Annotated in this window: 19 protein-coding genes; 8 read left to right on the top strand and 11 right to left on the bottom strand. The window is 64.8% G+C overall.

The features are described 5' to 3' along the window. Window positions 1-5: 5 nt before the first annotated feature. Window positions 6-1,373, bottom strand: coding sequence for an acetyl-CoA C-acetyltransferase (locus M1E17_RS12720; RefSeq protein WP_457962401.1), 1,368 nt, complete (start codon window positions 1,371-1,373; stop codon window positions 6-8). A 60-nt stretch (window positions 1,374-1,433) separates the two neighbouring features. On the opposite strand from M1E17_RS12720, the gene M1E17_RS12715 reads away from it, so the two are divergent. Then, the gene (locus M1E17_RS12715) at window positions 1,434-2,126 is read left to right on the top strand and encodes a TetR family transcriptional regulator (RefSeq protein WP_457962400.1); all 693 of its coding nucleotides are present in this window, start codon (window positions 1,434-1,436) and stop codon (window positions 2,124-2,126) included. A 111-nt stretch (window positions 2,127-2,237) separates the two neighbouring features. Next, entirely contained in the window at window positions 2,238-4,364 is a 2,127-nt protein-coding gene (locus M1E17_RS12710) for an acyl-CoA dehydrogenase family protein (protein ID WP_457962399.1), read from the top strand. Between the two features lie 123 nt (window positions 4,365-4,487). Here M1E17_RS12710 and glgA read toward each other — a convergent pair whose 3' ends face one another. Next, on the bottom strand, window positions 4,488-5,684 hold the full coding sequence (gene glgA / locus M1E17_RS12705) for a glycogen synthase (RefSeq protein ID WP_457962398.1): 1,197 nt from the start codon (window positions 5,682-5,684) through the stop codon (window positions 4,488-4,490). Between the two features lie 99 nt (window positions 5,685-5,783). On the opposite strand from glgA, the gene glgC reads away from it, so the two are divergent. The 3 genes from glgC to M1E17_RS12690 all read left to right on the top strand — a co-directional run bounded on the left by glgC (window position 5,784) and on the right by M1E17_RS12690 (window position 9,297). Beyond that, the gene (gene glgC, locus M1E17_RS12700; protein ID WP_457962397.1) at window positions 5,784-7,193 is read left to right on the top strand and encodes a glucose-1-phosphate adenylyltransferase; all 1,410 of its coding nucleotides are present in this window, start codon (window positions 5,784-5,786) and stop codon (window positions 7,191-7,193) included. Between the two features lie 86 nt (window positions 7,194-7,279). After that, window positions 7,280-8,731, top strand: a complete 1,452-nt coding sequence (locus M1E17_RS12695; RefSeq protein ID WP_457962396.1) for an SDR family NAD(P)-dependent oxidoreductase — start codon at window positions 7,280-7,282, stop codon at window positions 8,729-8,731. A gap of 98 nt (window positions 8,732-8,829) precedes the next feature. Continuing rightward, window positions 8,830-9,297, top strand: a complete 468-nt coding sequence (locus M1E17_RS12690; RefSeq protein ID WP_457962395.1) for a pyridoxamine 5'-phosphate oxidase family protein — start codon at window positions 8,830-8,832, stop codon at window positions 9,295-9,297. Between the two features lie 74 nt (window positions 9,298-9,371). On the opposite strand, the gene M1E17_RS12685 is transcribed toward M1E17_RS12690, so the two are convergent. The 3 genes from M1E17_RS12685 to M1E17_RS12675 form a co-directional block, all read right to left on the bottom strand. Continuing rightward, window positions 9,372-10,223, bottom strand: coding sequence for a transglutaminase family protein (locus M1E17_RS12685; protein WP_457962394.1), 852 nt, complete (start codon window positions 10,221-10,223; stop codon window positions 9,372-9,374). After that, window positions 10,220-11,146 (bottom strand): alpha-E domain-containing protein, encoded by a 927-nt coding sequence (locus M1E17_RS12680; RefSeq protein ID WP_267275143.1) that lies wholly within the window; start codon window positions 11,144-11,146, stop codon window positions 10,220-10,222. Before M1E17_RS12680 ends, M1E17_RS12685 begins: the two co-directional genes overlap by 4 nt. 84 nt (window positions 11,147-11,230) lie before the next feature. Continuing rightward, window positions 11,231-12,787: a circularly permuted type 2 ATP-grasp protein gene (locus M1E17_RS12675; RefSeq protein ID WP_457962393.1), complete on the bottom strand. Its 1,557-nt coding sequence runs from the start codon at window positions 12,785-12,787 to the stop codon at window positions 11,231-11,233. Window positions 12,788-12,905: 118 nt separating this feature from the next. Between M1E17_RS12675 and M1E17_RS12670 the strand changes: the two genes are divergently transcribed. Together M1E17_RS12670 and pepN are read left to right on the top strand one after the other, a co-directional pair. After that, window positions 12,906-14,021, top strand: a complete 1,116-nt coding sequence (locus M1E17_RS12670; RefSeq protein ID WP_457967739.1) for a YeiH family protein — start codon at window positions 12,906-12,908, stop codon at window positions 14,019-14,021. Between the two features lie 41 nt (window positions 14,022-14,062). Continuing rightward, window positions 14,063-16,711 carry an aminopeptidase N gene (gene pepN, locus M1E17_RS12665; protein WP_457962392.1) on the top strand — a complete coding sequence of 883 codons (2,649 nt, stop codon included), beginning with the start codon at window positions 14,063-14,065 and terminating at the stop codon, window positions 16,709-16,711. 80 nt (window positions 16,712-16,791) lie between these two features. Here pepN and M1E17_RS12660 read toward each other — a convergent pair whose 3' ends face one another. The 5 genes from M1E17_RS12660 to M1E17_RS12640 all read right to left on the bottom strand — a co-directional run bounded on the left by M1E17_RS12660 (window position 16,792) and on the right by M1E17_RS12640 (window position 20,873). Next, a complete protein-coding gene (locus M1E17_RS12660) occupies window positions 16,792-17,895 on the bottom strand; it encodes a lipoate--protein ligase family protein (RefSeq protein ID WP_457962391.1) in 1,104 nt (367 codons plus the stop codon). A 168-nt stretch (window positions 17,896-18,063) separates the two neighbouring features. Next, window positions 18,064-18,321: a type B 50S ribosomal protein L31 gene (locus M1E17_RS12655; RefSeq protein ID WP_028267311.1), complete on the bottom strand. Its 258-nt coding sequence runs from the start codon at window positions 18,319-18,321 to the stop codon at window positions 18,064-18,066. Window positions 18,322-18,464: 143 nt separating this feature from the next. After that, the gene (locus M1E17_RS12650) at window positions 18,465-19,274 is read right to left on the bottom strand and encodes a TrmH family RNA methyltransferase (protein ID WP_457962390.1); all 810 of its coding nucleotides are present in this window, start codon (window positions 19,272-19,274) and stop codon (window positions 18,465-18,467) included. Window positions 19,275-19,281: 7 nt separating this feature from the next. Continuing rightward, window positions 19,282-20,067, bottom strand: a complete 786-nt coding sequence (locus tag M1E17_RS12645) for a sulfite exporter TauE/SafE family protein (protein WP_457962389.1) — start codon at window positions 20,065-20,067, stop codon at window positions 19,282-19,284. A gap of 20 nt (window positions 20,068-20,087) precedes the next feature. Beyond that, window positions 20,088-20,873 (bottom strand): ABC transporter ATP-binding protein, encoded by a 786-nt coding sequence (locus M1E17_RS12640; protein ID WP_267275133.1) that lies wholly within the window; start codon window positions 20,871-20,873, stop codon window positions 20,088-20,090. A 131-nt stretch (window positions 20,874-21,004) separates the two neighbouring features. Here M1E17_RS12640 and serB point away from each other — a divergent pair, with 131 nt between their 5' ends. Next, window positions 21,005-21,910 carry a phosphoserine phosphatase SerB gene (serB, locus tag M1E17_RS12635; RefSeq protein ID WP_457962388.1) on the top strand — a complete coding sequence of 302 codons (906 nt, stop codon included), beginning with the start codon at window positions 21,005-21,007 and terminating at the stop codon, window positions 21,908-21,910. A 92-nt stretch (window positions 21,911-22,002) separates the two neighbouring features. On the opposite strand, the gene M1E17_RS12630 is transcribed toward serB, so the two are convergent. Continuing rightward, window positions 22,003-22,755, bottom strand: a complete 753-nt coding sequence (locus M1E17_RS12630) for an SDR family oxidoreductase (protein WP_457962387.1) — start codon at window positions 22,753-22,755, stop codon at window positions 22,003-22,005. Between the last annotated feature and the right edge of the window lie 107 nt (window positions 22,756-22,862).

Here is a 22,862-nt window from a genome sequence, read left to right as displayed (position 1 = left end):
GCTCCCTACAGCGCTTCGAGAATGGCAACGACGCCCTGGCCGCCGGCGGCGCAGACCGAGATGAGCCCGCGGGCGGGCCGGCCGTTGACCGTCCCCTTCTCATGCAGCATCTTGGCGAGCGAGGCAGCGATACGGCCGCCCGTGGCGGCAAAGGGGTGTCCCACGGCGAGTGAGGAGCCGTTGACGTTGAGTTTGCTGCGGTCGACACTGCCAAACGCCCCGTCAAGGCCAAGCCTGGTCTTGCCGAACTCCTCGTCCTCCCACGCTGCAAGGGTGCTGAGGACAGTACCGGCAAAGGCCTCATGGATTTCAAAGAAATCAAAATCGTCAAGGGTCAGGCCCCGGCGTGCCAGGAGCCGCGGGACGGCGAATGCGGGAGCCATCAGGAGCCCGTCCTTGCCGTGCACAAAATCCACAGCGGCAGCTTCACCGTCCACCACCTTGGCCAGTTTGGGCAGGTCGTGGGCATCCGCCCATTCGGCGGATGCCAGCAGGACAGTTGATGCGCCGTCCGTCAACGGCGTGGAATTCCCCGCCGTCATGGTGGCTTCGGCACCCAGGCTCTTTCCGAAAACCGGCTTCAGTGATGCCAGCTTCTCCAGCGTTGTGTCCGGCCGCAGATTCGAATCCCGTGCCAGACCGCGGTACGGGGTCAGGAGGTCGTCAAAGAATCCGGCGCCGTAGGCTGCCGCCAGGTTGCGGTGGCTGTTCAGCGCTATCTCGTCCTGCGCCTCGCGGGTGATGTTCCACTGCGCCGTCGTCAGCGCCTGGTGCTCCCCCATGGAGAGACCGGTGCGGGGCTCGCCGGTGCTTGGCGCATCCGGGGCCAGGTCCTTGGGGCGAAGCCGGCTAAGGGCCTGGAGGCGCTGCGGCAGTGTTTTGGCACGGCTGAGGTCCAGGAGCACTGCCCGCAACCCCTCGCTGACCGCAATGGGCGCATCCGACGCCGAATCCACGCCACCGGCAATGGCGGAATCAATCTGGCCAAGCTTGATTTTGTTGGCAAGGCCCAGGACGGTCTCCAGCCCGGTCGCGCAGGCCTGCTGCACGTCGTAGGCAGGCGTCTCGGCGGACAATGACGAGCCGAGGACAGCCTCGCGGGTCAGGTTGAAGTCCCTGGAGTGCTTCAGGACGGCCCCGGCGGCGACCTCGCCAATCCGCTCATCCTGCAGCCCGAACCTGGCGATGAGACCCTCCAGCGCGGCCGTCAGCATGTCCTGGTTCGAGGACTTCGTGTAGGCGCCTCCTGATCGGGCAAAAGGAATCCTGTTGCCGCCCACGATGACGGCATCGCGAAGGGTTACGCCGGCTCCAGGGGAAGCCGGGTTGCTGAAATCCTGGGGTCCGGTTGCGGACTGTCCATCGACGGACATGAGATGACTCCTCTGGGTTGTCGGTTACCGATACTCAGCGTACCTGATACGCTGAGTATCGTGAACAAGCCCCTACCCGTGTCCCCTCCGGCCTTTGCCGGTGGCAGCGCAGACGGCCGCTCGGCCCGTTGGCAGACCCACCGCGAGGACCGCCGCCGCGAACTCATTAAGTCCGCCCGGCGGGCCGTGCATGCGCTGGGAAGCGACGCTTCCATGGAGGAAATTGCGGCCGCCGCAGGAACCTCCAAGTCAGTCTTTTACCGCTACTTCGGGGATAAGGCAGGCCTTCAGCAGGCCGTGGGCGAAGTGGTACTCAACCAGATGCAGCAGCGGATCCGCGAGGCTGCCCAGAGTGCCCAGACACCGCGCCAGGGCCTGTTTGCCATGGTTTCCGCCTATCTCCAGATGGCTGAGACAAGCCCGAACGTCTACAGCTTCGTGACCCGCTACTCCCCCGCTGACGCCGATACTTCGCACAATGCAGCGGCAATCTCAGGCGCGCTGGGCCACTTCTTCGAGTCCATTGGAGAAATGATCGCCACTCCCATGCGGACCCATCTCGGGGATGGCAAGGAAGCCGTAATCGGCTATTGGCCCATGGCTGCCATCGGTCTTGTCCGCAATGCCGGTGAGCAATGGCTGAAGACACCGGCATCGGCGTCCAAGCCGGACCAGGAAGCCATGGCCCGCCAGATCACGGCCTGGCTGTGTGTGGGGATCGCACCAGAGCTTGACCAGCCGAAATCACCGTAGGACCTTGCGTCAGGGCAGACTGCGACGCCGTGCAATATCCCACCCGGGCCAAATCTTCATCACACCCACTCATCACCAACCCAACTGTCAGAACCAACGAAGGATATTGACATGACCGAACTAGTGGACCGACCCGCGGGCCGGGGATCCCGGCCCGCCGCCGACACCCAGGGGGACGGTAAGCCAGGTTCAGGACAGCCAGCGGTAGACGTCGCGGGCCTTGGCCGGCTGCTCCTGGGCCGATGGGCCGAGATCCGTTTGCAGGCGCGGGACCTGGCCGCCCGTCCGGAGCTGCACAAGACCGAGGGCCTGACCCACACCGAACATCGGACCCGGACGTTCGGCCAGTTGAAGTACCTCGTGGAGAATGAAGCCGTTCACCGTGCCTTCCCCACCGCATTGGGCGGCTCTGATGACCATGGCGGCAACATCGCTGGCTTCGAGGAGCTGGTGACCGCGGATCCGTCCCTGCAGATCAAAGCCGGTGTCCAATGGGGCCTCTTTGGTTCGGCGGTGATGCACCTTGGCACTGAGGAACACCATGCCAAGTGGCTCCCGGGAATTATGAACCTTGACATCCCTGGCTGCTTTGCAATGACGGAAACAGGGCACGGCTCCGACGTCGCCAGCATTGCCACCACAGCCACATACGACCCCGGCACCCAGGAGTTCGTCGTCCATACGCCGTTCCGGGCCGCGTGGAAGGACTACATCGGCAATGCTGCCAATGACGGACTCGGCGCAGTGGTCTTTGCGCAGCTGGTCACTCAAGGGGTAAACCACGGAGTGCACGCCTTCTACGTGGACCTGCGCGATCCTCGCACCAAAGAGTTCCTGCCCGGCATCGGCGGCGAGGACGATGGTGTGAAGGGCGGCCTTAACGGCATCGACAACGGCCGGCTGCACTTCACCAACGTCCGCATCCCGCGGTCCAACCTCCTCAACCGGTACGGCAACGTGGATGTTGACGGCACTTACAGCTCGCCCATTGCCAGCCCCGGCCGGCGTTTCTTCACCATGCTGGGGACACTTGTCCAGGGCCGGGTTTCACTTGACGGAGCGGCAGTGGCCGCGTCCAAGGTCGCCCTCACCGCGGCCATCCGCTACGCCACGGAGCGGCGCCAGTTCAACGCCTCCTCCCACACGGAGGAGGAAGTACTCCTTGACTACCAGCGGCACCAGCGGCGGCTCTTCACCCGGCTGGCCACCACCTACGCCGCGGGCTTTGCCCATGAGCAGCTGCTCCAGAAGTTCGACGACGTCTTTTCCGGCGCCCACGACACGGACGAAGACCGGCAGGACCTCGAAACCCTCGCTGCGGCCCTCAAGCCGCTTAGCACCTGGCACGCCCTCGATACGCTGCAGGAGTGCCGCGAAGCGTGCGGCGGTGCAGGCTTCCTGATCGAAAACCGCTTCGCTTCCCTGCGGGCGGACCTGGACGTCTACGCCACGTTCGAAGGCGACAACACGGTGCTGCTTCAGCTCGTGGCCAAGCGGCTCCTGGCCGACTACGCCAAAGAGTTCAGGAATGTCGATTTTGGCGTCCTGGCACGCTACGTGGTGGGCCAGGCGACGGGCGTGGCCATCCACCGCACCGGCCTGCGGCAGGTGGCCCAGTTTGTGGCAGACACGGGGTCCGTGCAAAAGGCTGCCCTTGCCCTGAGGGACGAGGAAGGCCAGCGTGCCCTGCTGACGGACCGGGTCCAGACGATGGTGGCGGACGTCGGCGCCGCCCTCAACGGCGCCAACCGGCTGCCCCACGACAAAGGGGCCGCGCTGTTCAACAAGCACCAGAACGAGCTGATCGAGGCCGCGCAGGCACACGCCGAGCTCCTGCAGTGGGAGGCCTTCACGGAGGCGCTGAAGGACATCGCGGATCCGGGCACCAGGACGGTGCTGACGTGGATGCGTGACCTCTTTGGACTTTCACTGATTGAGAAGAACCTGGCCTGGTACCTCATGAACGGCAGGCTGTCCATGCAGCGCGGGCGCACCGTGGGTGAGTACATCAATCGGCTCCTGGTGAAGATTCGTCCGCACGCCCTCGATCTGGTGGAAGCTTTCGGCTACAGCCAGGACCACATCCGCGCCGCGGTTGCCGCCGGTGCAGAAAAGACCCGGCAGGATGAGGCACGCGCCTATTTCCGGAGCCAACGGGCCAGCGGCCAGGCCCCGGTGGACGAGAAAGTGCTGCTTGCCCGCACTTCCTCGCCAGGCAAGGGCCGGACCGGAGCCTGACCGTCGCCTTTTCAGAAAAAACGACGGCGCCGCTCCCCACTGGAGGGGAGCGGCGCCGTCGTGATGATCCGGTTAGTCCTGCTGACCGCAGGCGGTCAGCAGGCCGCGGATCCGGCTGTGTTATCAGTTCAGGACTGAACGGTATACCTCAAGGGTTGTTTCGGTGATGGACTCCCAGGAGAAGTGCTCCTCGGCGCGGCGGCGGCCGGCCTGTCCCATGGCCCGGGCACGCTCGGGATCGGACACAACCTCGATCAGTGCTGCCGCGAATTCGGTGACGAACTTCTCCGGATCCAGGGGTGTGCCCGTGCCGTCGGCGACCTGTTCGATGTCAACCAGCAGGCCGGTTTCGCCGTGCTTGACCACCTCCGGGATCCCGCCCGTGGCGCTGGCCACAACGGCGGCCCCGCAGGCCATCGCCTCAAGGTTGACAATGCCCAGGGGTTCATAAATCGACGGGCACGCAAAGGCCGTGGCATGGCTGAGAACCTGGATGAGCTCCTTGCGCGGCAGCATCCGCTCGATGAGGACCACACCTGTCCTCTGGCTTTGGAGGTCCTCAATCAGGCGCGCCGTCTCCGCGGCGAGTTCAGGCGTGTCTGCAGCCCCGAGGCACAGCACCAGCTGAACATCCGCCGGCAGCTTGGCCGCTGCGCGCAGCAGGTACGGCACACCCTTTTGGCGGGTGTTGCGCCCCACAAAGACCACACTGGGCTTCTGCGGATCGATGCCTAGGGCACGAACTGCGTCTTCGCCTTCATCACGGTGCCACTGATCAACGTCGATGCCGTTGTGGACCACACGCACCTTGGACGGGTCAACATCCGGGTAGCTGCGCAGGATGTCCTGGCGCATGCCTTCGGAAACGGCGATGATGGCCGCAGCGGCCTCGTAGGCGGTCTTTTCCACCCACGAAGACAGGGCGTAGCCGCCACCCAGCTGCTCGGCCTTCCACGGCCTCAACGGTTCAAGGCTGTGCGCGCTGAGCACATGCGGGATGCCATGCAGCAGGGACGCCAGGTGCCCAGCCATATTGGCGTACCAGGTGTGGGAATGGACGACGTCTGCGCCCTCGATGTCAGGAACGATCCGCAGATCCACCCCGAGCGTCTGGACCGCTGCGTTAGCCGATCCCAGATCCTCGGGCACGGTATAGGAAGTCACCCCGGCACCGTGGTAATCGGCATCGCGGGGCGCCCCGAAAGCACGAACCTGCAGGTCAACGTGCTTACTCAGCACCCTGCTCAATTCGGCCACGTGGACTCCGGCGCCACCGTAGATCTCCGGCGGGAACTCTTTAGTCACAATGTCTATTCGCACCGTTCCAAGGTAGTCCTTCCCGCGTATCTGTTCTAGTGTGAAGGAGTCCGGGCATGCCGGACTGTTTGGGGAGTTACGAAGGCGTACAGGAGTCACCACATGCCGTTGAACAAAAAAGTCCTGGCCATTGTCCTCGCTGGCGGCGAGGGAAACCGGCTCATGCCACTGACGGCAGACCGGGCAAAACCTGCTGTGCCCTTTGCCGGCAGCTACCGCCTGATCGACTTTGCCCTGTCCAACCTGGTGAATTCGCGCTACCTGCAGATCGTTGTGCTCACCCAGTACAAATCGCACAGCCTTGACCGACATATATCCGAGACCTGGCGGATGTCCACCCAACTGGGCAACTACGTGGCATCCGTCCCGGCCCAGCAGCGCGTGGGCAAGAGCTGGTTCCTGGGCAGCGCCAACGCCATCTACCAGTCCCTGAACCTGATCCACGACGCCAATCCCGACATCGTGGTGGTTGTTGGCGCGGACCACGTCTACCGCATGGACTTTTCCCAGATGGTGGAGCAGCATGTGGCCAGCGGTGCCAAAGCCACCGTTGCCGCGGTACGCCAGCCGTTGAGCATGGCCGACCAGTTCGGTGTGATCGAGGTGGACCAGGAAGATCCGCAGAAGATCGCAGCTTTCGTGGAGAAACCCGCCACCACACCGGGACTCGCCGCCGATCCCACCCAATTCCTCGCCTCCATGGGCAACTACGTCTTCGACGCCGACGCCCTGGTGGAAGCACTCCACGTCGACGCCGAACGACTGGACACCAAGCACGACATGGGCGGGGACATCATCCCGTACTTTGTTAACCAGGGCGAGGCAGGGGTCTACGACTTCACCCTCAACCAGATCCCGGGATCCACCGAACGCGACCGCACCTACTGGCGTGACGTCGGCACCATCGACTCGTTCTATGACGCCCACATTGACCTGATTTCCCCCCTTCCGGTCTTCAACCTGTACAACTCCGAGTGGCCCATCTACACCCGGCAGAGCATCTCCCCGCCGGCAAAGTTCGTCCGCGGGCAGAAAAACACCGTTGGAACGGCGCTGGATTCGATCGTGGCCAACGGCGTGGTCATTTCCGGCGGCGTGGTGGAGGGCTCGGTCCTTTCCAACGACGTCTTTGTGGGAACCAGCAGCCGCGTGATCGACTCGGTGCTGATGGACAAGGTGAACGTCGGCGAGGGCGCCGTGATCAACCGGGCCATCATCGACAAAAACGTCAAGATCCCGGCCGGTGCTGCGATTGGGCTGGATCCGGAGCTTGACCGCGCCAGGGGCTTTAAGGTGACCGAATCAGGAATCACTGTCCTGGCCAAGGGCCAGGAAGTGCCGGAACCCGGCGAGGAAGAACTTGCCCTCTCGGCCCGGAACCTGCGCCTGGTTCCCAACGCCGTCAAGGCTGCCACCGCCAACTATCCTGACCTGCGGGAATCCGTGGACCAGACGGCGGAGATCCACGCAAACACCGCAGCGGAGGTTTCGCCCGGCGCCCGTCGTTCCTGACCGCCTCGTTCCTGACCACCCGGTCCCGGGCCGGCACCTCCGGGCGTCGGCCGGGCTGGCCTTCTTCAGGCTGTAAAATCGGTACAATGAGCTCCCCCGATTTAACGCCTGAGGAAATCCAGGCCTGCCTCAAGGTCTTGAACAGCATTCACGTCTACGACGAGGAACATCCGGACTTCGTGTCCGTGCGCCGTGCCACCGGGAAGATGTTCAAGGCCGTCAAGCGGCACCGCCGGGTGACCAAGCGCGACCTGATTTCCGAAGCCGACCGGGCGGTGCTGGCTCAGACTGCAACCGCGGCTCCGGACCGAATCGACGACGAAACCCGCGGAAACAAGCTGGAGACGTCTGCCACCGGCAAGGTCGCCGGGCACCTCATCCGTTCACGCCCGTGCTACATCTGCAAACAGCACTACACCCAGGTGGATGCGTTCTACCACCAGCTCTGCCCCGATTGCGCGGCGTTCAGCCACACCAAGCGTGACGCCCGCACCGACCTCACGGGCCGCCGCGCCCTGCTGACCGGCGGACGGGCAAAAATCGGCATGTACATCGCCCTGCGCCTGCTGCGGGACGGTGCGTACACCACCATCACCACCCGTTTCCCCAAAGACGCGGCCCGCCGGTTCGCCGCCATGGAAGACAGCGCCGAATGGCTGCACCGGCTCCGGATCGTAGGCATCGACCTCCGCGACCCCTCCCAGGTCATGGCCCTGACCGATTCGATCGACGCCGCCGGCCCCCTGGACATCATCATCAACAACGCTGCCCAGACCGTACGGCGCTCCGGCAACGCCTACAAGCCGCTGGTGGACGCAGAGGACGAGCCGCTTCCGGCAGCCCTGGAGCCTGGCAACGGCGGACCGGAACTGGTGACGTTTGGGCACGCCCATGACAAGCACCCCCTCGCGCTGGCCAGCAGCGTCACAGAGCACCCGGTACTGGCCGGAGACGCCATCACGTCCCTGGCTTTGTCCACCGGCTCCGCATCACTGGAGCGGATCGCGTCCGGAACCGCCATCGACGCCGGTGGACTCGTCCCGGACCTTGGCGCCATCAACAGCTGGACCCAGGTGGTGAACGAGGTAGACCCCCTGGAAATGCTCGAAGTGCAGCTCTGCAACGTAACGGCGCCGTTCCTACTGGTCAGCCGGCTGCGCCCGGCCATGAAGCGCTCCACCGCGCACCGGAAGTACATCGTCAACGTCTCCGCCATGGAAGGCCAGTTCTCGCGCGCCTACAAGGGGCCCGGGCATCCGCACACCAACATGGCCAAAGCCGCGCTGAACATGATGACCCGGACCAGCGCGCAGGAAATGCTGGAATCCGACGGGATCCTGATGACCGCGGTGGACACGGGCTGGATCACGGACGAGCGCCCCCACGTCACCAAGGTCCGGCTGATGGAGGAAGGCTTCCACGCCCCGCTGGACCTCGTTGACGGAGCCGCCCGCGTCTACGATCCCATCGTGATGGGCGAAAAGGGCGAGGACCAGTACGGCGTCTTCCTGAAGGACTATAAGCCCAGTCCCTGGTAGCGGGAATCCGGCCCTGCGCCTGACAAGAGGAATAGGGGTCTGCCCCTACTGTCCTGCCCCTACTGTCCTGCCTTGGCACTCTGGCGTAGGCTCACGGCATGAGCAGCGAGCCAACGTCAGACGTGCACACTTTGGACCACCGCGAGTGCTGGGACCTGTTGCGGACAGTCTCGGTCGGACGGCTGGCCCTCCTGGTGAACGGCCAGCCGGACATCTTTCCCATTAACTACACGGTCGACGGCGGCACACTCGTGTTCCGCACCGGCGAAGGAACCAAGCTGGCCGGTGCGTCCGGCGGCGCCCAGGTGGCACTGGAAGCCGATGGAGTGGATGCCGTGAGCGGGCTGGCCTGGAGCGTTGTGGTCAAGGGGCCGGCCGAGGTCATCACGGGCACAGAGGACATCCTGGATACAGCTGCCCTCTACCTGTTCCCATGGCAGGCTGGAAGGAAGGACGCCTTCATCCGGATAAACCCGGACTCGATCACGGGACGGCGGTTCAAGGTCACCGCACCCATGACCTGGTGGACACAACTCAGCGGCGCCGTCAGGACGGCCCCGGAGTAAGCCGGACCGGTGCAGCACTCTGCTCCGCTAACCTGTTCCCCTCCGCAGCCGGCCTGGCAGCTCCCGGACGGGTCCTAGGCGAGCCGGGTGATCTCCACGCTGACGCTCAGCGCCGATCCCCCGCCGCCGGACAGAATGCCCTTCAAGGGCGGTACGTCGCGGTAATCCCGGCCCTTGGCCACGGTGACATGGTAATCGCCGGCCGGCTTGTGGTTGGTGGGGTCCCAGCTGCGCCATTGGCCGTCCCACCACTCAAGCCACGCATGTGACTGGCCGGCAACCGTTTCGCCAATGTCCGCCGTCGACCGCGGATGCAGGTAACCGGAAACGTAACGTGCCGGTATGCCGCAGCTGCGCAAGGCTCCGATGGCAAGGTGGGCGAGGTCCTGGCAAACTCCCTGCCGCTGCCCCCACGCCTCTTCAGCATTGGTGGTGACGGCGGTGGAGCCTGACACGTAGGTCATTTCGCCGCGCATCCATTCAAAGATGGCAAGGGCAGCCTCATGCGCGTTCCTGCCGGCGGCCACTGCCGGAATGATCCCCAACACCTCAGCGCCGGGGCCGCTCAGCTGAGACTGCGGGAGCCAGTCACTGTACGTGTTCAGCGTCTCCGCGGAGGACAGCACATCCCAGCCGGCAATGTCGGCGTCGGACGGAATCCTTTCGGCCCGGTGCACCTCAACAGTACTGTTGGAGACCACCTCCAGGTGGTCATGCGGCATCTGCATGTCAAAGGCTGTGACCCGAGTGCCCCAGTAGTCCCGGTAGCTGCTCACGGCGGCCTGCGACGGCGAGACCTTGAGCACCGATTCGAGGACCACCTGCTGGGGGTCCGTCAGGGGTGTCACCCGGGCCTCGTTGTAGGACAGGGTGACCCGCTTGTTGTACTTGTACGCGGTCTTGTGGATGATGTTGAGCCGGGTCATGAAACTTCTCCCACCCAGGCCAGTTCGTCCGCCTGATTGAAGTACTTACGGGATATGGCGTCCGAGGCCTGCGAAACGGCCTTCTGCACGCGTTCCATGTGCTCGGGCAGTTCGGACATCAGGTCATCCGTCCGGTGGAATTCCAGGAAGGTCCTGGCCTGGCCCACGATGCGGCGGGCGTCGTTGATGAAGCCCACGCGCTGGGCCGATGGGTCCAGTTTGGCCAGGCATTCGTCGGCGTCCCGCAGCGCATAGACGATGGAACGCGGAAACAGGCGGTCCAGCAGCAGGAACTCGGCGGCGTGCTGGTCGCCGAACGCGGCGCGGCGGGTCCGCAGGAACGATTCGTAGGCTCCGGCGCAGCGCAGCATGTTGACCCATGACATTCCGGCGGACAGCACGTCCCGGGTGGAGAGCATGCGTGCCGTCATGTCTGCCCGCTCCAGGGAACGGCCAAGCACCAGGAAGAGCCAGCTTTCATCATGGCTCACGGTGGTGTCTGCCAGTCCGCTGACCATGGCGGTCCGTTCCAGGGTCCAGTTGCAGAAACGGTAAGTACCCACCACGTCCTTGCGGTGCTGGCTCAGCCCGTAGTAGGTGGTGTTGAGGCTCTCCCACAGGCCGGACGAGACTGTTTCGCGGGCGCGGCGGGCATTCTCACGCGCAGCGCCCAGGGAACCCGCGATGGACGTGGCGCTTGTCTTGTCATACGCCAGGGCATGGAGCAGTTCCGGCAGGCCGAAGTCTGCGCTGTCCGGCCGGGCGCCCATCACGGCCAGGAGTTCCTGCGCGACGCTGCGGCGTTCATCCATGGGGAGGTGGTTCAGGCGTTCGAGGTGCACATCCAGGATCCGGGCCGTACCGTCCGCCCGCTCAACATAGCGTCCGATCCAAAAAAGGGACTCAGCAATTCGGCTAAGCATTCGCGGCTACCTCCTGCGCGTCCGGCACTTCGGTGATTTCTGGAAAGGGACCTCTGGACAACGGTGCGGCTTCGCGCTTCCGGGTCACTGCTGCTGCTCCGACTGGCGGTCGCGCCAATTGCTCTCCACGGGCCAGACGGAAACACGCTCGCGGATGGTGATGGATGGCCGCGGAATGGTTTCGACGGGAACCTGGGGCGAACCGGCCAGGACCCAGGTGTCCTTGGATCCGCCGCCCTGGCTGGAATTGACGATCAGCGAGCCCTCTTTCAGGGCAACCCGGGTGAGTCCGCCGGGCAGGACCCAGACGTTGTCGCCGTCGTTGACGGCGAAGGGGCGAAGATCCACGTGGCGGGGACCAAACTTGTCTCCGCTCAGCGTAGGCACGGTAGACAGCTGCAGCACCGGTTGCGCGATCCAGCCGCGGGGATCGGCGATGACCCGCTTGCGGAGGGCATCGAGTTCGTCCCGTGACGCGTCAGGCCCGATCACCAGGCCCTTGCCGCCGGACCCGTCCACCGGCTTAACAACAAGTTCCGCGAGGTTGTCCAGGACGTACTCGCGGGCTTCCTTTTCCTCCAGCCGGAACGTGTCAACGTTCGCGATGACAGGTTCCTCATTCAGGTAGTAGCGGATCAGGTCCGGGACGTAGCTGTACACAAGCTTGTCGTCGGCCACTCCGTTACCCACGGCGTTGGCGATGGTCACGCCGCCCGCGCGGGCGGCATTGACCAGCCCGGGGCAGCCAAGCATGGAATCGGACCGGAACTGCAGCGGGTCCAGGAATTCGTCGTCGATGCGCTTGTAGATCACGTCCACGCGCTGTTCACCGGCGGTGGTGCGCATATAGACGCGGTTGCCGCGGCAGATGAGGTCGCGCCCCTCCACCAGCTCCACGCCCATCAGCCCGGCCAGGAGGGTGTGCTCAAAGTAGGCGCTGTTGAAGACTCCGGGAGTGAGGACCACGACGGTAGGATCGTCGACGCCGGACGGGGCGGTCTTTCGCAGGGCCGACAGCAGCCGGCGGGGGTACTCCTCCACGGGCCGGATGAGTTGCTGCCCGAATGCCTCCGGCAGGCCCTTGGCCATGGCACGGCGGTTTTCCAGGACGTAGCTCACGCCGGAGGGGACGCGGACGTTGTCCTCGAGGACACGGAACGTGCCCGCGGCATCGCGGACGACGTCGATTCCCGAAATGTGAACCCGGACCCCGCCGGCCGGCTCAAAACCCTGCACCTGACGGTGGAAGTGGGCGCTGGTGGTCACCAGCTGGCGGGGAATCACGCCGTCGGCCACCACGTTCATCTTGTCGTAAACGTCATCAAGGAAGGCTTCGAGGGCCCGGACCCGCTGGGCCACGCCACGTTCCAGCACGTCCCATTCGTCAGCGGGGATGACGCGGGGAACGATGTCCAGCGGGAACGGCCGCTCCTCCCCCGCGAAGTCGAATGTCACACCGCGGTCCAGGAACGTCCGGGCCATGGAATCGGCCCGTGCGCTGACATCGGCGAGGGACAGCTTCTGCAGGGCATCCGCCACCTGGCCGTAGGAGTCACGGGGTTCCTGGCCGGGGGTGAACATCTCGTCGTAGGCGCCGGTTCTCCCGGCGGCCTCGGAGTAATCCTGGAATAGGTCTGACATTCCTTTAGCCAACCATCTTTTTGTTTCGAAAGCATTACTGCGATCCATTGTGGCGTGTTGGGACGGCATCGCGGGTTCGTGGAATCCGTGTCCTTTCCGGCAAAGTAGGTGAGTGGCAATGAACAGAAGCCGGCGGGAGTCCGGAAAGGGGCCGGGCATCAGACAGCCCGGACTGCCGCACGCCCGTGCAGACCGTCTCCTGCCGGGCCTGCTGACGGCTGCCGTTTCCCTGGCAGCCGTGTTCTCTGTGCATGCCCTGGTCCCTGTCCTGCCCGCCATGACCCTGGCAGTTGTCCTGGGCCTCCTCGCCGCCAACCTGCCCGGCACCGCTGTCTGGATCGCCGGCCGGGCCAGGCCGGGCCTTGACTTCGCCGGAAAACACTTCATGCGCGGCGGGATCGTCCTGCTGGGGCTCAAGGTCAGCATCATGGACATCCTGGGCCTGGGCTGGTTGGCCCTGGTCCTGATCGCCGGCGTGGTGCTGGTGAGTTTCTGGGGTACCTACCTCATAGCCCGCCTCTTCCGGCTGCCGGGGGACACTTCGTTGCTGGTTGCCACGGGCTTTTCAATCTGCGGAGCATCGGCGATCGGAGCCATGGCCGCCGTGCGGCGGATCCGGCATGTGGACACCGTCCTTCCGGTGGCGCTGGTGACGCTCTGCGGAACACTCGCCATCGGGGTGCTGCCGCTGCTGGTGCACCCGCTGGCCCTGACTCCCCTCGCGTTCGGCGCCTGGACGGGCGCCTCCGTGCACGACGTCGGCCAGGTGGTGGCCACAGCGCAAACGGCCGGAACAGCGGCCCTTGGCATCGCCGTCGTGGTCAAACTCACCAGGGTGCTGCTGCTGGCGCCCGTGGTGGCCGTCGCCGGACTGCAGCAGAGGGTGAGCACGGGGAGGATGCGCCGCAGTGTCGACGCGCAGAATCGGTCCGGGAGTGCTCCTGCAGGGCCGGTGTCACCGGAACTCGCCCTGCCGCCTGTAGTGCCCCTCTTCGTGGTGGGCTTCGTGGCCATGGTGGCGCTTCGCTCCAGCGGTTGGCTGACCCCCGGCTGGCTCGAGGCAGGTGCGGGACTTCAGGACATCCTCCTGGGCGCGGCGCTGTTCGGGCTTGGCTCTGCGGTGCGGATCCGAACGCTGCTGCACACCGGTGGACGGGCGTTGCTCGCCGCGCTTGCTGCCTGGCTCCTGATCGCGCTGCTGGGCCTCGGGGCTGCGCTGCTGATGACAGGCTAGGGCCGGGTTCGTCAGCACTGCCCACGTGATTAGATAGCGGAGTGCCACACGAGAATCTGCAGCGCGCCGAAGCCGCCGAACGTTCAGCCCTGATCAGAACCCACAGCTACGACATTTCCCTTGACGTGCGGCAGGTGGAGAACCCTGACGTGGCAGGGTACCCAAGCCGCAGTGTCATCAACTTCTCTGCAGCCGAGCCAGGCGGGACTACCTTCCTGGACTTCATAGGGAGCGACGTGCACAGCGTTTTCCTCAACGGCAAGGGGTTGCCTGTAACCGAAGTGCTGGACGGATCCCGGATCCGGCTGGAGAACCTGCAGGCAGAGAACCAGGTGACAGTGACCGGCACCGCCCTCTACAGCCGCTCAGGCGAAGGCATGCACCGCTTTGTGGATCCGGCCGACGGCCAGTGCTACCTGTACACGCAGTACGAACCGGCCGACGCCCGCCGCGTGTTTGCCAACTTTGAGCAGCCCGACCTCAAGGCCGAATTCACGTTCCACGTGATGGCGCCTTTCGGGTGGGAGGTCACCTCCAACGGTGCTGAGACGGCCCGAACCCAGCTGACCAGTGATCCCGCCACCAGCCGCTGGGATTTCGCACCAACCAAACCAATGTCCACCTACATCACTTCGATCCTTGCCGGTCCGTACTTCAAAGCGGAGGACAGGTGGCAGGCAACGCTGGATGACGGCAGCCAACTGGATGTTCCCCTGGCTCTTTACTGCCGGGCGTCCATGGCGGAGTCCTTTGATGCTCCCGAACTGTTCAGGCTGACAAAGAACGGGCTGGAGTTCTTCAACCGGCTCTTCGACTACCCCTATCCCTGGGGCAAATACGATCAGGCCTTTGTCCCGGAGTACAACCTTGGCGCCATGGAGAACCCTGGGCTGGTGACGTTCACCGAAAGCTACGTTTTCACCTCACGTGCCACCGACTCGCAGTACCAGGCGCGGGCCAACACCCTGATGCACGAAATGGCCCACATGTGGTTCGGTGACCTAGTCACCATGGAATGGTGGGACGATCTGTGGCTCAAGGAATCCTTCGCGGACTACATGGGGACCCTTGGCGTGGACCGGGCCACCGGCTGGGACACCGCCTGGGTGGACTTTGCGAACAAGCGCAAGGCGTGGGCCTACGTCCAGGACCAGCTGCCCACGACGCATCCCATCGTGGCCGACATCCCGGACCTGGAGGCGGCCAAGCAGAACTTTGACGGCATCACCTACGCCAAGGGCGCCTCGGTGCTCAAGCAATTGGTGGCCTACGTCGGCTTTGAAGCCTTCATCGCCGGCTCCCGGCAGTACTTCCACGACCACGCATACGGCAACACCACGCTCGCGGACCTGCTCGGGGCGCTCAGCGCCTCCTCCGGCCGTGACCTGGCCGGCTGGGCAGCGCAGTGGCTGCAGACCTCAGGCATCTCCACCCTGTCCGTGGAGACGGGGGCGCACGACGGCGTCCTCGGCACGGTGGCCATCGTCCAGGACGCTGAGGACCCCGTCAGCGGACGCCAGGAACTCCGCCCGCACCGGCTCCGGCTGGGATTCTACGACTTCGCCCCGGACGGCGCCCTGGTCCGGATGGACAGCGTGGAAACGGATGTTGCCGGCGCGCGGACGGAGCTTCCGGAACTCGCGGGCCGGCCGCAACCCGCCCTCCTGCTGGTCAACGACGATGACCTCAGCTATGCCAAGGTACGGCTGGATCCGTTGTCTGAGGCCACGGTGCTGGAGTCGCTTGACCGCCTCAGCGATCCGATGGCGCGCGCACTCTGCTGGACAGCGCTGTGGAACTCGGCGCGCGACGGTGAAAGCCCGGCGTCCCGGTACATTGAGGCGGTCCAGGCCTTCGGGCCCTCCGAAACGGGGATCGGCGTCCTGCTGAACATCCTCAATAACGCCTCGACCGCCGTCGAACGCTATGTTCCCGTGCAGGGAAGGGACGCCGTCCGGTCAGCCTTCCTCACGGCAGTCAAGACCCGGCTGGAGATTGCGGCACCGGGTTCGGACCACCAGCTTGCGTGGGCCCGCACCCTCGCGGCCGTCAGCCGGCATGACGCAGCCTTCCTTCCCACGCTCACCGGCCTCCTGGAGGGAACGGTTGTGGTGGAGGGCCTTGCAGTGGATGCAGAGCTGCGGTGGAACATCTGGCACGCCCTGGCGGCCAACGGACAGGCAACACAGGCCGGGCTTGACGAGGAACTGGCCCGGGACACCACAGCCTCAGGCCGTGCCGGCCACGCGACCGCGCTCGCCGCCCGCACCGATCCCGAGGTGAAGAAGTCCGCCTGGAACGCCGCCGTGCACGGCACGGAACTGTCCAACCAGCTCCTCAGTGCCACCATCGCAGGCTTTACAACGGCTCCTGTTGCGCTCCTCACGCCTTACGTGGAGCCCTATTTCGAATGCCTCCGCAGCGTCTGGGACGGACGGAGCATCGAGATCGCCAGCCGGATCGTCCGGGGACTGTTTCCCCTGGCCCAGGACATGCCGCTGGACGGGAGCCGCCCCGACCAGCATCCGGTGGTGATCCGCACTGACGCTTGGCTGGACGGGAATGCGGACGCTCCGCCTGCCCTCCGGCGGATCGTCATCGAGCAGCGCAGCCACCTGCTCCGGGCCCTCTCGGCGCAGGCCGCCGTCGTCAATTCACCTGAGCCTTTGCCGTACCCCGCTGCGCAGTGAAGCCGGGGCTCAGTGCGCGGGGGCAGTCCCTGCGCACCGAGGCCACAGGTCATCGCGCAGTTGGCAGGTTGGCAGCGGGATTAGGGGACTCGGTTCAGCCATTCCCCGGTGCCGAACTTTGACGCCACGCGCTCCGTGGCAGCCGTAAGTTCCGCCTCGGTGAGCTCAGAAGGGGTGGCACCGTACCTTTCGGTAAACACCTCCATCATGGCCGAGATGATCTCCGTGCGGGCCAGCCCGGTTTGCCGGCGGAGCGGATCGACGCGTTTTTTGGCGCTGCGCGTTCCCTTGTCCGAGAGCTTTTCCTTGCCGATGCGCAGCACTTCCACCATTTTGTCGGCGTCGATGTCATAGCTCATGGTCACGTGGTGAAGCATGCCGCCGTTGGCGAGGCGCTTCTGGGCTGCACCGCCGATCTTCCCCTGGTCCGTGGCGATATCGTTCAGCGGAACGTAGAAGGCGCTGATCCCGAGCTTCTCCAGGGCGGCCATCACCCAGGCATCCAGGAACGCGTAGGAGTCCGCGAAGCTGATGCCGTCCACCAGCGTCTGTGGAAGGTACAGGGAGTACGTAATGCAGTTGCCGGCTTCCATGAACATCGCTCCCCCGCCGCTGATCCGGCGGACCACTGTGATGCCGTGCCGGGCAACGCCGTCGGGGTCTATCTCATTGCGGACCGACTGGAAGCTGCCGATCACCACAGACGGTTCAGCCCAGTCCCAGAACCGCAGGGTGGGGTTGCGCCGGCCGGCGCCCACCTCTTCGGTCAGTACTTCGTCCAACGCGACGTTGATGTGCGTGGGCAGCACGGAGGGAGCGATGACGTTCCAGTGGTGGTCGGACCAGGACGTTGCCTTTGCCAGGGCGCGGCGGACAGTGACCGCCACAGCATCCGCTGAGAAGCCGAACAGGACTGCGCCGGGCGGCAGCGACGCAGACACGGCGGCGGACAGCTCTGCCGCCGTCGTCGTTTCCGGGAGCCCGGCCAGGGCCCGGTTCATGGCCGGCAGGGCGTCGTCGGGCTCCAGGAAGAAATCGCCGCTGAGGGAGACGTTGGCCAGGAAACCGTCAACGACGTCGAGATCCACCACCACCAGCTTGCCGCCGGGCACCTTGTACTCGCCGTGGTGGTTGGCCGCCGTTCCGGGAGAGGCGGGAACCGGGCTGGGCATAGGCTGCGTCATGACTTCCATCCTGCCGCAGACAAACGCGCAACGCAGTAAATGTACGCAGATCGAGTACGCAGTTCGAGTACGCAGATCGAATACGGAGATCGAGTACGCAGAACCTGGAACGCAGGAAGCCCGCACCGTTGCCGGTACGGGCTTCCTAAGAACCTTGCGGGAAGTGAATTACTTCTTGCCGCCGAAGCCCTTGAAGCGAGCGTTGAAGCGCTCGACGCGGCCTGCAGAGTCCATGATGCGCTGCTTACCCGTGTAGAACGGGTGGGACTCGGAGGAGATTTCGACGTCGATGACCGGGTAGGTGTTGCCGTCTTCCCACTCGATGGTCTTCTTGGAAGACACGGTGGACTTGGTCAGGAACTTGACGCCGGAAGCCAGGTCGTTGAAAACAACAGCTTCGTACTTCGGGTGGATATCAGACTTCATAATGGGACCTTTGTTCGCACAACTGGATTTTGCCAGTTGCCAGGTATGAATGGGATGGCCGCTTTCCGCGACGCAGATAAAGCATTGCGGCCAGCTACCAATAATAGCGGATCGTGGGGGTCTCCGCGAACCGCTTGGCCTCTCTACTGCCGGGGCCGTAGCTCCCAAAACGCCACGGCGGAGGCCGCGGCGACGTTGAGTGAGTCGACTCCTGCCCGCATGGGTATCTTGACGGCGAGGTCGACGGCGGCGAGAGTCTCCGCGCTCATGCCCGCGCCTTCGGTGCCCAGCACCAGGGCGAGCCGGGCTGGATTGCGCGCGGCGAGTTCGTCCACGTCCACGGCGTCGGGGGTTAATTCCAGGGCGGCCACCGTGAAGCCGGCGTCCCGGAGAACGTTTAGATCATGTGGCCAGCTATCCAGCCGTGCCCACGGCACCTGGAAGACGGTGCCCATGCTGACCCGAACACTCCGGCGGTAGAGCGGATCCCCGCACCGCGGCGAAATAAGCACCGCATCAATGTCCAGGGCCGCGGCGGACCGGAAGATGGCGCCCACGTTGGTGTGGTCCACAATGTCCTCCAGGACGGCCACCCGCCGCGCGCCTGCGAGCAGTTCCGCCAGCGGGACGGGCGCCGGCCGTTGCATCGCCGCCATGGCGCCGCGGTGGAGGTGGAAGCCGGTGATTTCCTCCAGCAGTGCCGCACTGCCGATGAAGGCCGGGACGTCCGGATAAGCACCGAGGATGTCCTGCAGGTCATCAAGCCACTTCTCCGCGAGGAAAAAGGAGCGCGGCGTGTGGCCTGCCGCCAGCGCCCGGCGCAGCACGCGGGAGGACTCCGCTATGTACATGCCCTCGGCGGGCTCGCGGAGTTTTCGCAGGTGCACATCCGTCAGCTGCGTGTAGTCCGAGATACGGGGATCCCCGGCGGACTCTAGGTAGTGGATTGTCACCGATTGATTATTTCAGCAGATTGGCGATCATAAAGCCCAGCGCCATCAGGCCGAGCGCGAAGATAATGCCCCGCAGCACGGCGGGCGACAGACGCCTGCCGACCCTCGAGCCCAGGAGTCCCCCCACCGTGGAGCTGACGGCGATCAGGAGCACCACCAGCCAGTTGATCCGGTCAAAGGCGAACAGCAGGTAGGAGACGGCCGCGACGAAGTTCACACCCAGAACCAGGATGTTCTTCATGGCGTTGGCGTTCTGGATGGTTCCGGTCAGGAATATCCCCAGGATGCCAACCAGCAGGATTCCCTGGGCCGCGACGAAATAGCCGCCATACACGCCGGCGAGGTAGACCAGCACCACCAGGAGGATCCCATGGCGCTTGTCCCGGATGGCATGCTCAGGATTCACCTCGCGGTTGAGCACCCAGGACTGCAGCCGCGGCTGGAACAGGACCATGAGCAGGGCCAGGACCAGCAGCACAGGGGCCACGAAGTGGAAGACCCTCTCCGGGAGGTGGAGAAGCAGCCAGGCTCCGGAGATGCCGCCCAGCAACGAGGCCGGCAGGAGCCTGAGCAGTTGCCTGCCGCGCCCCGTGAGTTCACGGCGGTAGCCCCACGCGCCGGCTGCGGTGCCCGCCACGAGGCCCATGGCGTTGCTCATGGATGCCACAACGGGGGTGACGCCGAGGGCGATCAGCACCGGGAAGGTCACCAGGGTGCCGGACCCTACGACGGCGTTGATGGTGCCTGCCCAGAGGCCGGCGAAGGTCACAAAGGTACTGCTGAGAAGGTCCACCTGAGGTTGCCGCCGCCGGTTTAGCGGCGGGCGGTGGCGGTGTAGCGGCCTCCGGTGACGGTGACGTCCAGGTCGAGCCCGAAAGTCTGGCTCAGGTGGGCGGCGGTCAGCACGTCGGCGATGGGTCCGGCGGCCACAACATTCGCGTCGCGGAGCAGCATGGCATGGGTGAATCCGGGCGGGACCTCCTCAAGGTGGTGGGTGACCAGGACGATGGCCGGCGCCGACTCGTCCTGGGCCAGCTCACTGAGGCGGTGCACCAGGTCCTCGCGCCCACCAAGGTCCAGGCCGGCGGCCGGCTCGTCGAGGAGCAGAAGTTCCGGATCTGTCATCAGGGCACGGGCGATCTGCACACGCTTGCGCTCGCCTTCGGACAGGGAGGCGAAGGGCCGGTTGAGCAGCGGTCCCATGCCCCACTCGTTCAGGAGGGTGAAGGCCCGGCGTTCGTCGTCGCGCTCATACCCCTCACGCCAGCGGCCGGTCACGCCATAGGCGGCTGTCACCACAACGTTAAGGACTTTTTCGTGCTCGGGGATCTGGTTGGCCAGTGCGGCGGAGGAGAGGCCAATGCGGGGACGGAGCTCAAACACGTCCACAGCACCCAGGATTTCCTCCAGGATGCCGGCCATGCCGCTGGTGGGATGAAGCCGCGCGGCAGCGATCTGAAGGAGCGTGGTCTTGCCGGCGCCGTTGGGGCCAAGGATGACCCAACGCTCGCCCTCCTTGACCTGCCAGTCCACCTTGTTCAGAAGCGTTTTGGCTCCACGGACAACGCTGACGGCGGCCAATTCAAGAACTTCACTCATAGGAGTAGACACTAGGACAAAACGCGGGCGGACTGATAACTGATACCCGGCGGTTGCAGGGGAAGTCCGGGGCAGGCGCTAAAGGCGCAATGAATTCGGGCAGGACTCCCCCGCTGGCTAAGATTGCAGCCATGACTTCGAACGTGACTGCGGTCAGCTATGGCCTCAAACTGACCTCCGGGGAGCTGGAACAGCTGCGTTCCCTCCTGATCGAAAACGGTGCATCCGTTCAAGACGAATCCCGTGCCGCGGACAGCCGTTATGAGGTTCACACCGCGGAACTTGGCCTTCCGGAGGCTACGGCCGCCGGCATCGCTGCCCTGCGGCGGGCCGTGGCGGGAGCCTCAGAGGATGGACCGGACAAAGCCATGGACACGGCGATTGTGCCGTCGGGGCTTCGGAAGGCTCCCCGCAAGCTGCTGATCATGGATGTTGACTCAACGCTGATCCAGCAGGAAGTGATTGAACTCCTTGCCGCCTACGCGGGCAAGCGGGAGGAAGTCGCCGCGGTGACAGAAGCCGCCATGCGCGGTGAACTCGATTTCGCACAGAGCCTCCACGCCAGGGTTGCCGTACTCGCAGGCCTCCCCGCGGACGTCGTCGGAGCCGTCCGCCGGGAAGTGAAGCTGAGCGAGGGTGCTGCCGAACTGGTGGCTGCCTTCAAGGCCGCCGGCCACGTGGTCGCCGTCGTTTCCGGCGGCTTCAACCAGATCCTGGAGCCGATCGCCGATGAACTGGGGCTGGACTACTGGATGGCCAATGAGCTCGAAATCGTTGACGGCGCCTTGACCGGCAAGGTGCTCGGGGCGGTCATAGACCGGGCCGCCAAGGAAAAGTACCTGCGCGAATGGGCCGCGGCCGAAGGCATCCCAATGGAACACACCATCGCCGTGGGCGATGGCGCCAACGACCTGGACATGCTGGGTGCTGCAGGAATAGGCGTTGCCTTCAACGCCAAGCCCGCAGTCCGAGCCGTCGCCGATTCGGCCATCAACATGCCCTACCTTGACGCTGTCCGCCACATCGCCGGGGTTTGACGCTTCGAAACGAAAAGGCAGTTAACGGCAATGTTCCCGGGGGACACTGCCGTTAACTGCCTTTTCGATGGACTGCTCGCGGAGACCTTGCCTTACTTGACGCTCTTGCCGAAGTAGTCGGCGCCGCCGGCGTATTCAGTGTGTCCGGATTCGACGTCGGCCGTGGCCATGCCTGCCACCACTTCAGCAAACTCTTCCACTGAGTAGAGCTTGCCTGCCTCCGCCCGACGAGCCTCGATGGCGCCCGGGTTGGAACGGTCCAGGAGCGTGGCGGTCACTGTGCCCTCGATCATGTCGCCTGACACCACCACCAGGGAGATGCCCTTTTCAGCCAGGTTCGGCAGAAGCTCACGGAGCGCATCTTCACCGGCGCGCTTGCTGCGGGCGACAGGCTCGTATTCCGGCATGGTGGGGACGGAGTTGATGAAGTGGGCCTGGTGGCTGGTCACGAAGACCACGCGGGAGCCTTCCTTCATCAGGGGCACTGCGGCGTTGAGCATGTTGACCTGTGCGTCGCGGTTGAGCTTTAGCGCGTAGTCGTCTTCCATACCCGACTCCATGCCGCCGGATGCATTGAGCACCAGGACATCGAGTGACCCGAAGTTTTCCATGGCGGCGCTGGCCAGCGCCTGCACGCCTTCCTGGGTGGTGAGATCGGCGCCCACCGCCACGGCGCGGCCGCCGGCCGCCTCGATGCCGGCCACAACCTTGTTGGCGCGGGGCGCCTTCTGACGGTAATTAACAACGACGGCGGCACCCTCGGCAGCGAGGTTTTTGGCCACTTCGGCGCCGATTCCGCGCGAGGATCCGGTCACGATGGCTGTCTTGTTGTCCAGCAGTCCCACAGGTACTTCCTTTGTTCGAAACGTCTAAATATGTCTAGGCCTGCAGTCCATCATGCCAGCGCAGGACTCCAATCCGCTTGTCCGACCTCAACAAAGAAGCCCCGGCC

Source organism: Arthrobacter sp. D1-29 (assembly GCF_054130585.1).
The sequence above is the reverse complement of the archived record's forward strand: the minus strand, read 5'-3'. Positions and strand labels throughout refer to the sequence as shown.

What these genes read in the sequence shown, in the direction of transcription:
- M1E17_RS12720 (WP_457962401.1), bottom strand. Translation starts at nt 1,373, where the DNA reads ATGTCCGTCGATGGACAGTCCGCAACCGGACCCCAGGATTTCAGCAAC.
- M1E17_RS12710 (WP_457962399.1), top strand. Translation starts at nt 2,238, where the DNA reads ATGACCGAACTAGTGGACCGACCCGCGGGCCGGGGATCCCGGCCCGCC.
- glgC (WP_457962397.1), top strand. Translation starts at nt 5,784, where the DNA reads ATGCCGTTGAACAAAAAAGTCCTGGCCATTGTCCTCGCTGGCGGCGAG.
- M1E17_RS12695 (WP_457962396.1), top strand. Translation starts at nt 7,280, where the DNA reads ATGAGCTCCCCCGATTTAACGCCTGAGGAAATCCAGGCCTGCCTCAAG.
- M1E17_RS12690 (WP_457962395.1), top strand. Translation starts at nt 8,830, where the DNA reads ATGAGCAGCGAGCCAACGTCAGACGTGCACACTTTGGACCACCGCGAG.
- M1E17_RS12685 (WP_457962394.1), bottom strand. Translation starts at nt 10,223, where the DNA reads ATGACCCGGCTCAACATCATCCACAAGACCGCGTACAAGTACAACAAG.
- M1E17_RS12680 (WP_267275143.1), bottom strand. Translation starts at nt 11,146, where the DNA reads ATGCTTAGCCGAATTGCTGAGTCCCTTTTTTGGATCGGACGCTATGTT.
- M1E17_RS12675 (WP_457962393.1), bottom strand. Translation starts at nt 12,787, where the DNA reads ATGTCAGACCTATTCCAGGATTACTCCGAGGCCGCCGGGAGAACCGGC.
- M1E17_RS12670 (WP_457967739.1), top strand. Translation starts at nt 12,906, where the DNA reads ATGAACAGAAGCCGGCGGGAGTCCGGAAAGGGGCCGGGCATCAGACAG.
- M1E17_RS12660 (WP_457962391.1), bottom strand. Translation starts at nt 17,895, where the DNA reads ATGACGCAGCCTATGCCCAGCCCGGTTCCCGCCTCTCCCGGAACGGCG.
- M1E17_RS12655 (WP_028267311.1), bottom strand. Translation starts at nt 18,321, where the DNA reads ATGAAGTCTGATATCCACCCGAAGTACGAAGCTGTTGTTTTCAACGAC.
- M1E17_RS12640 (WP_267275133.1), bottom strand. Translation starts at nt 20,873, where the DNA reads ATGAGTGAAGTTCTTGAATTGGCCGCCGTCAGCGTTGTCCGTGGAGCC.
- serB (WP_457962388.1), top strand. Translation starts at nt 21,005, where the DNA reads ATGACTTCGAACGTGACTGCGGTCAGCTATGGCCTCAAACTGACCTCC.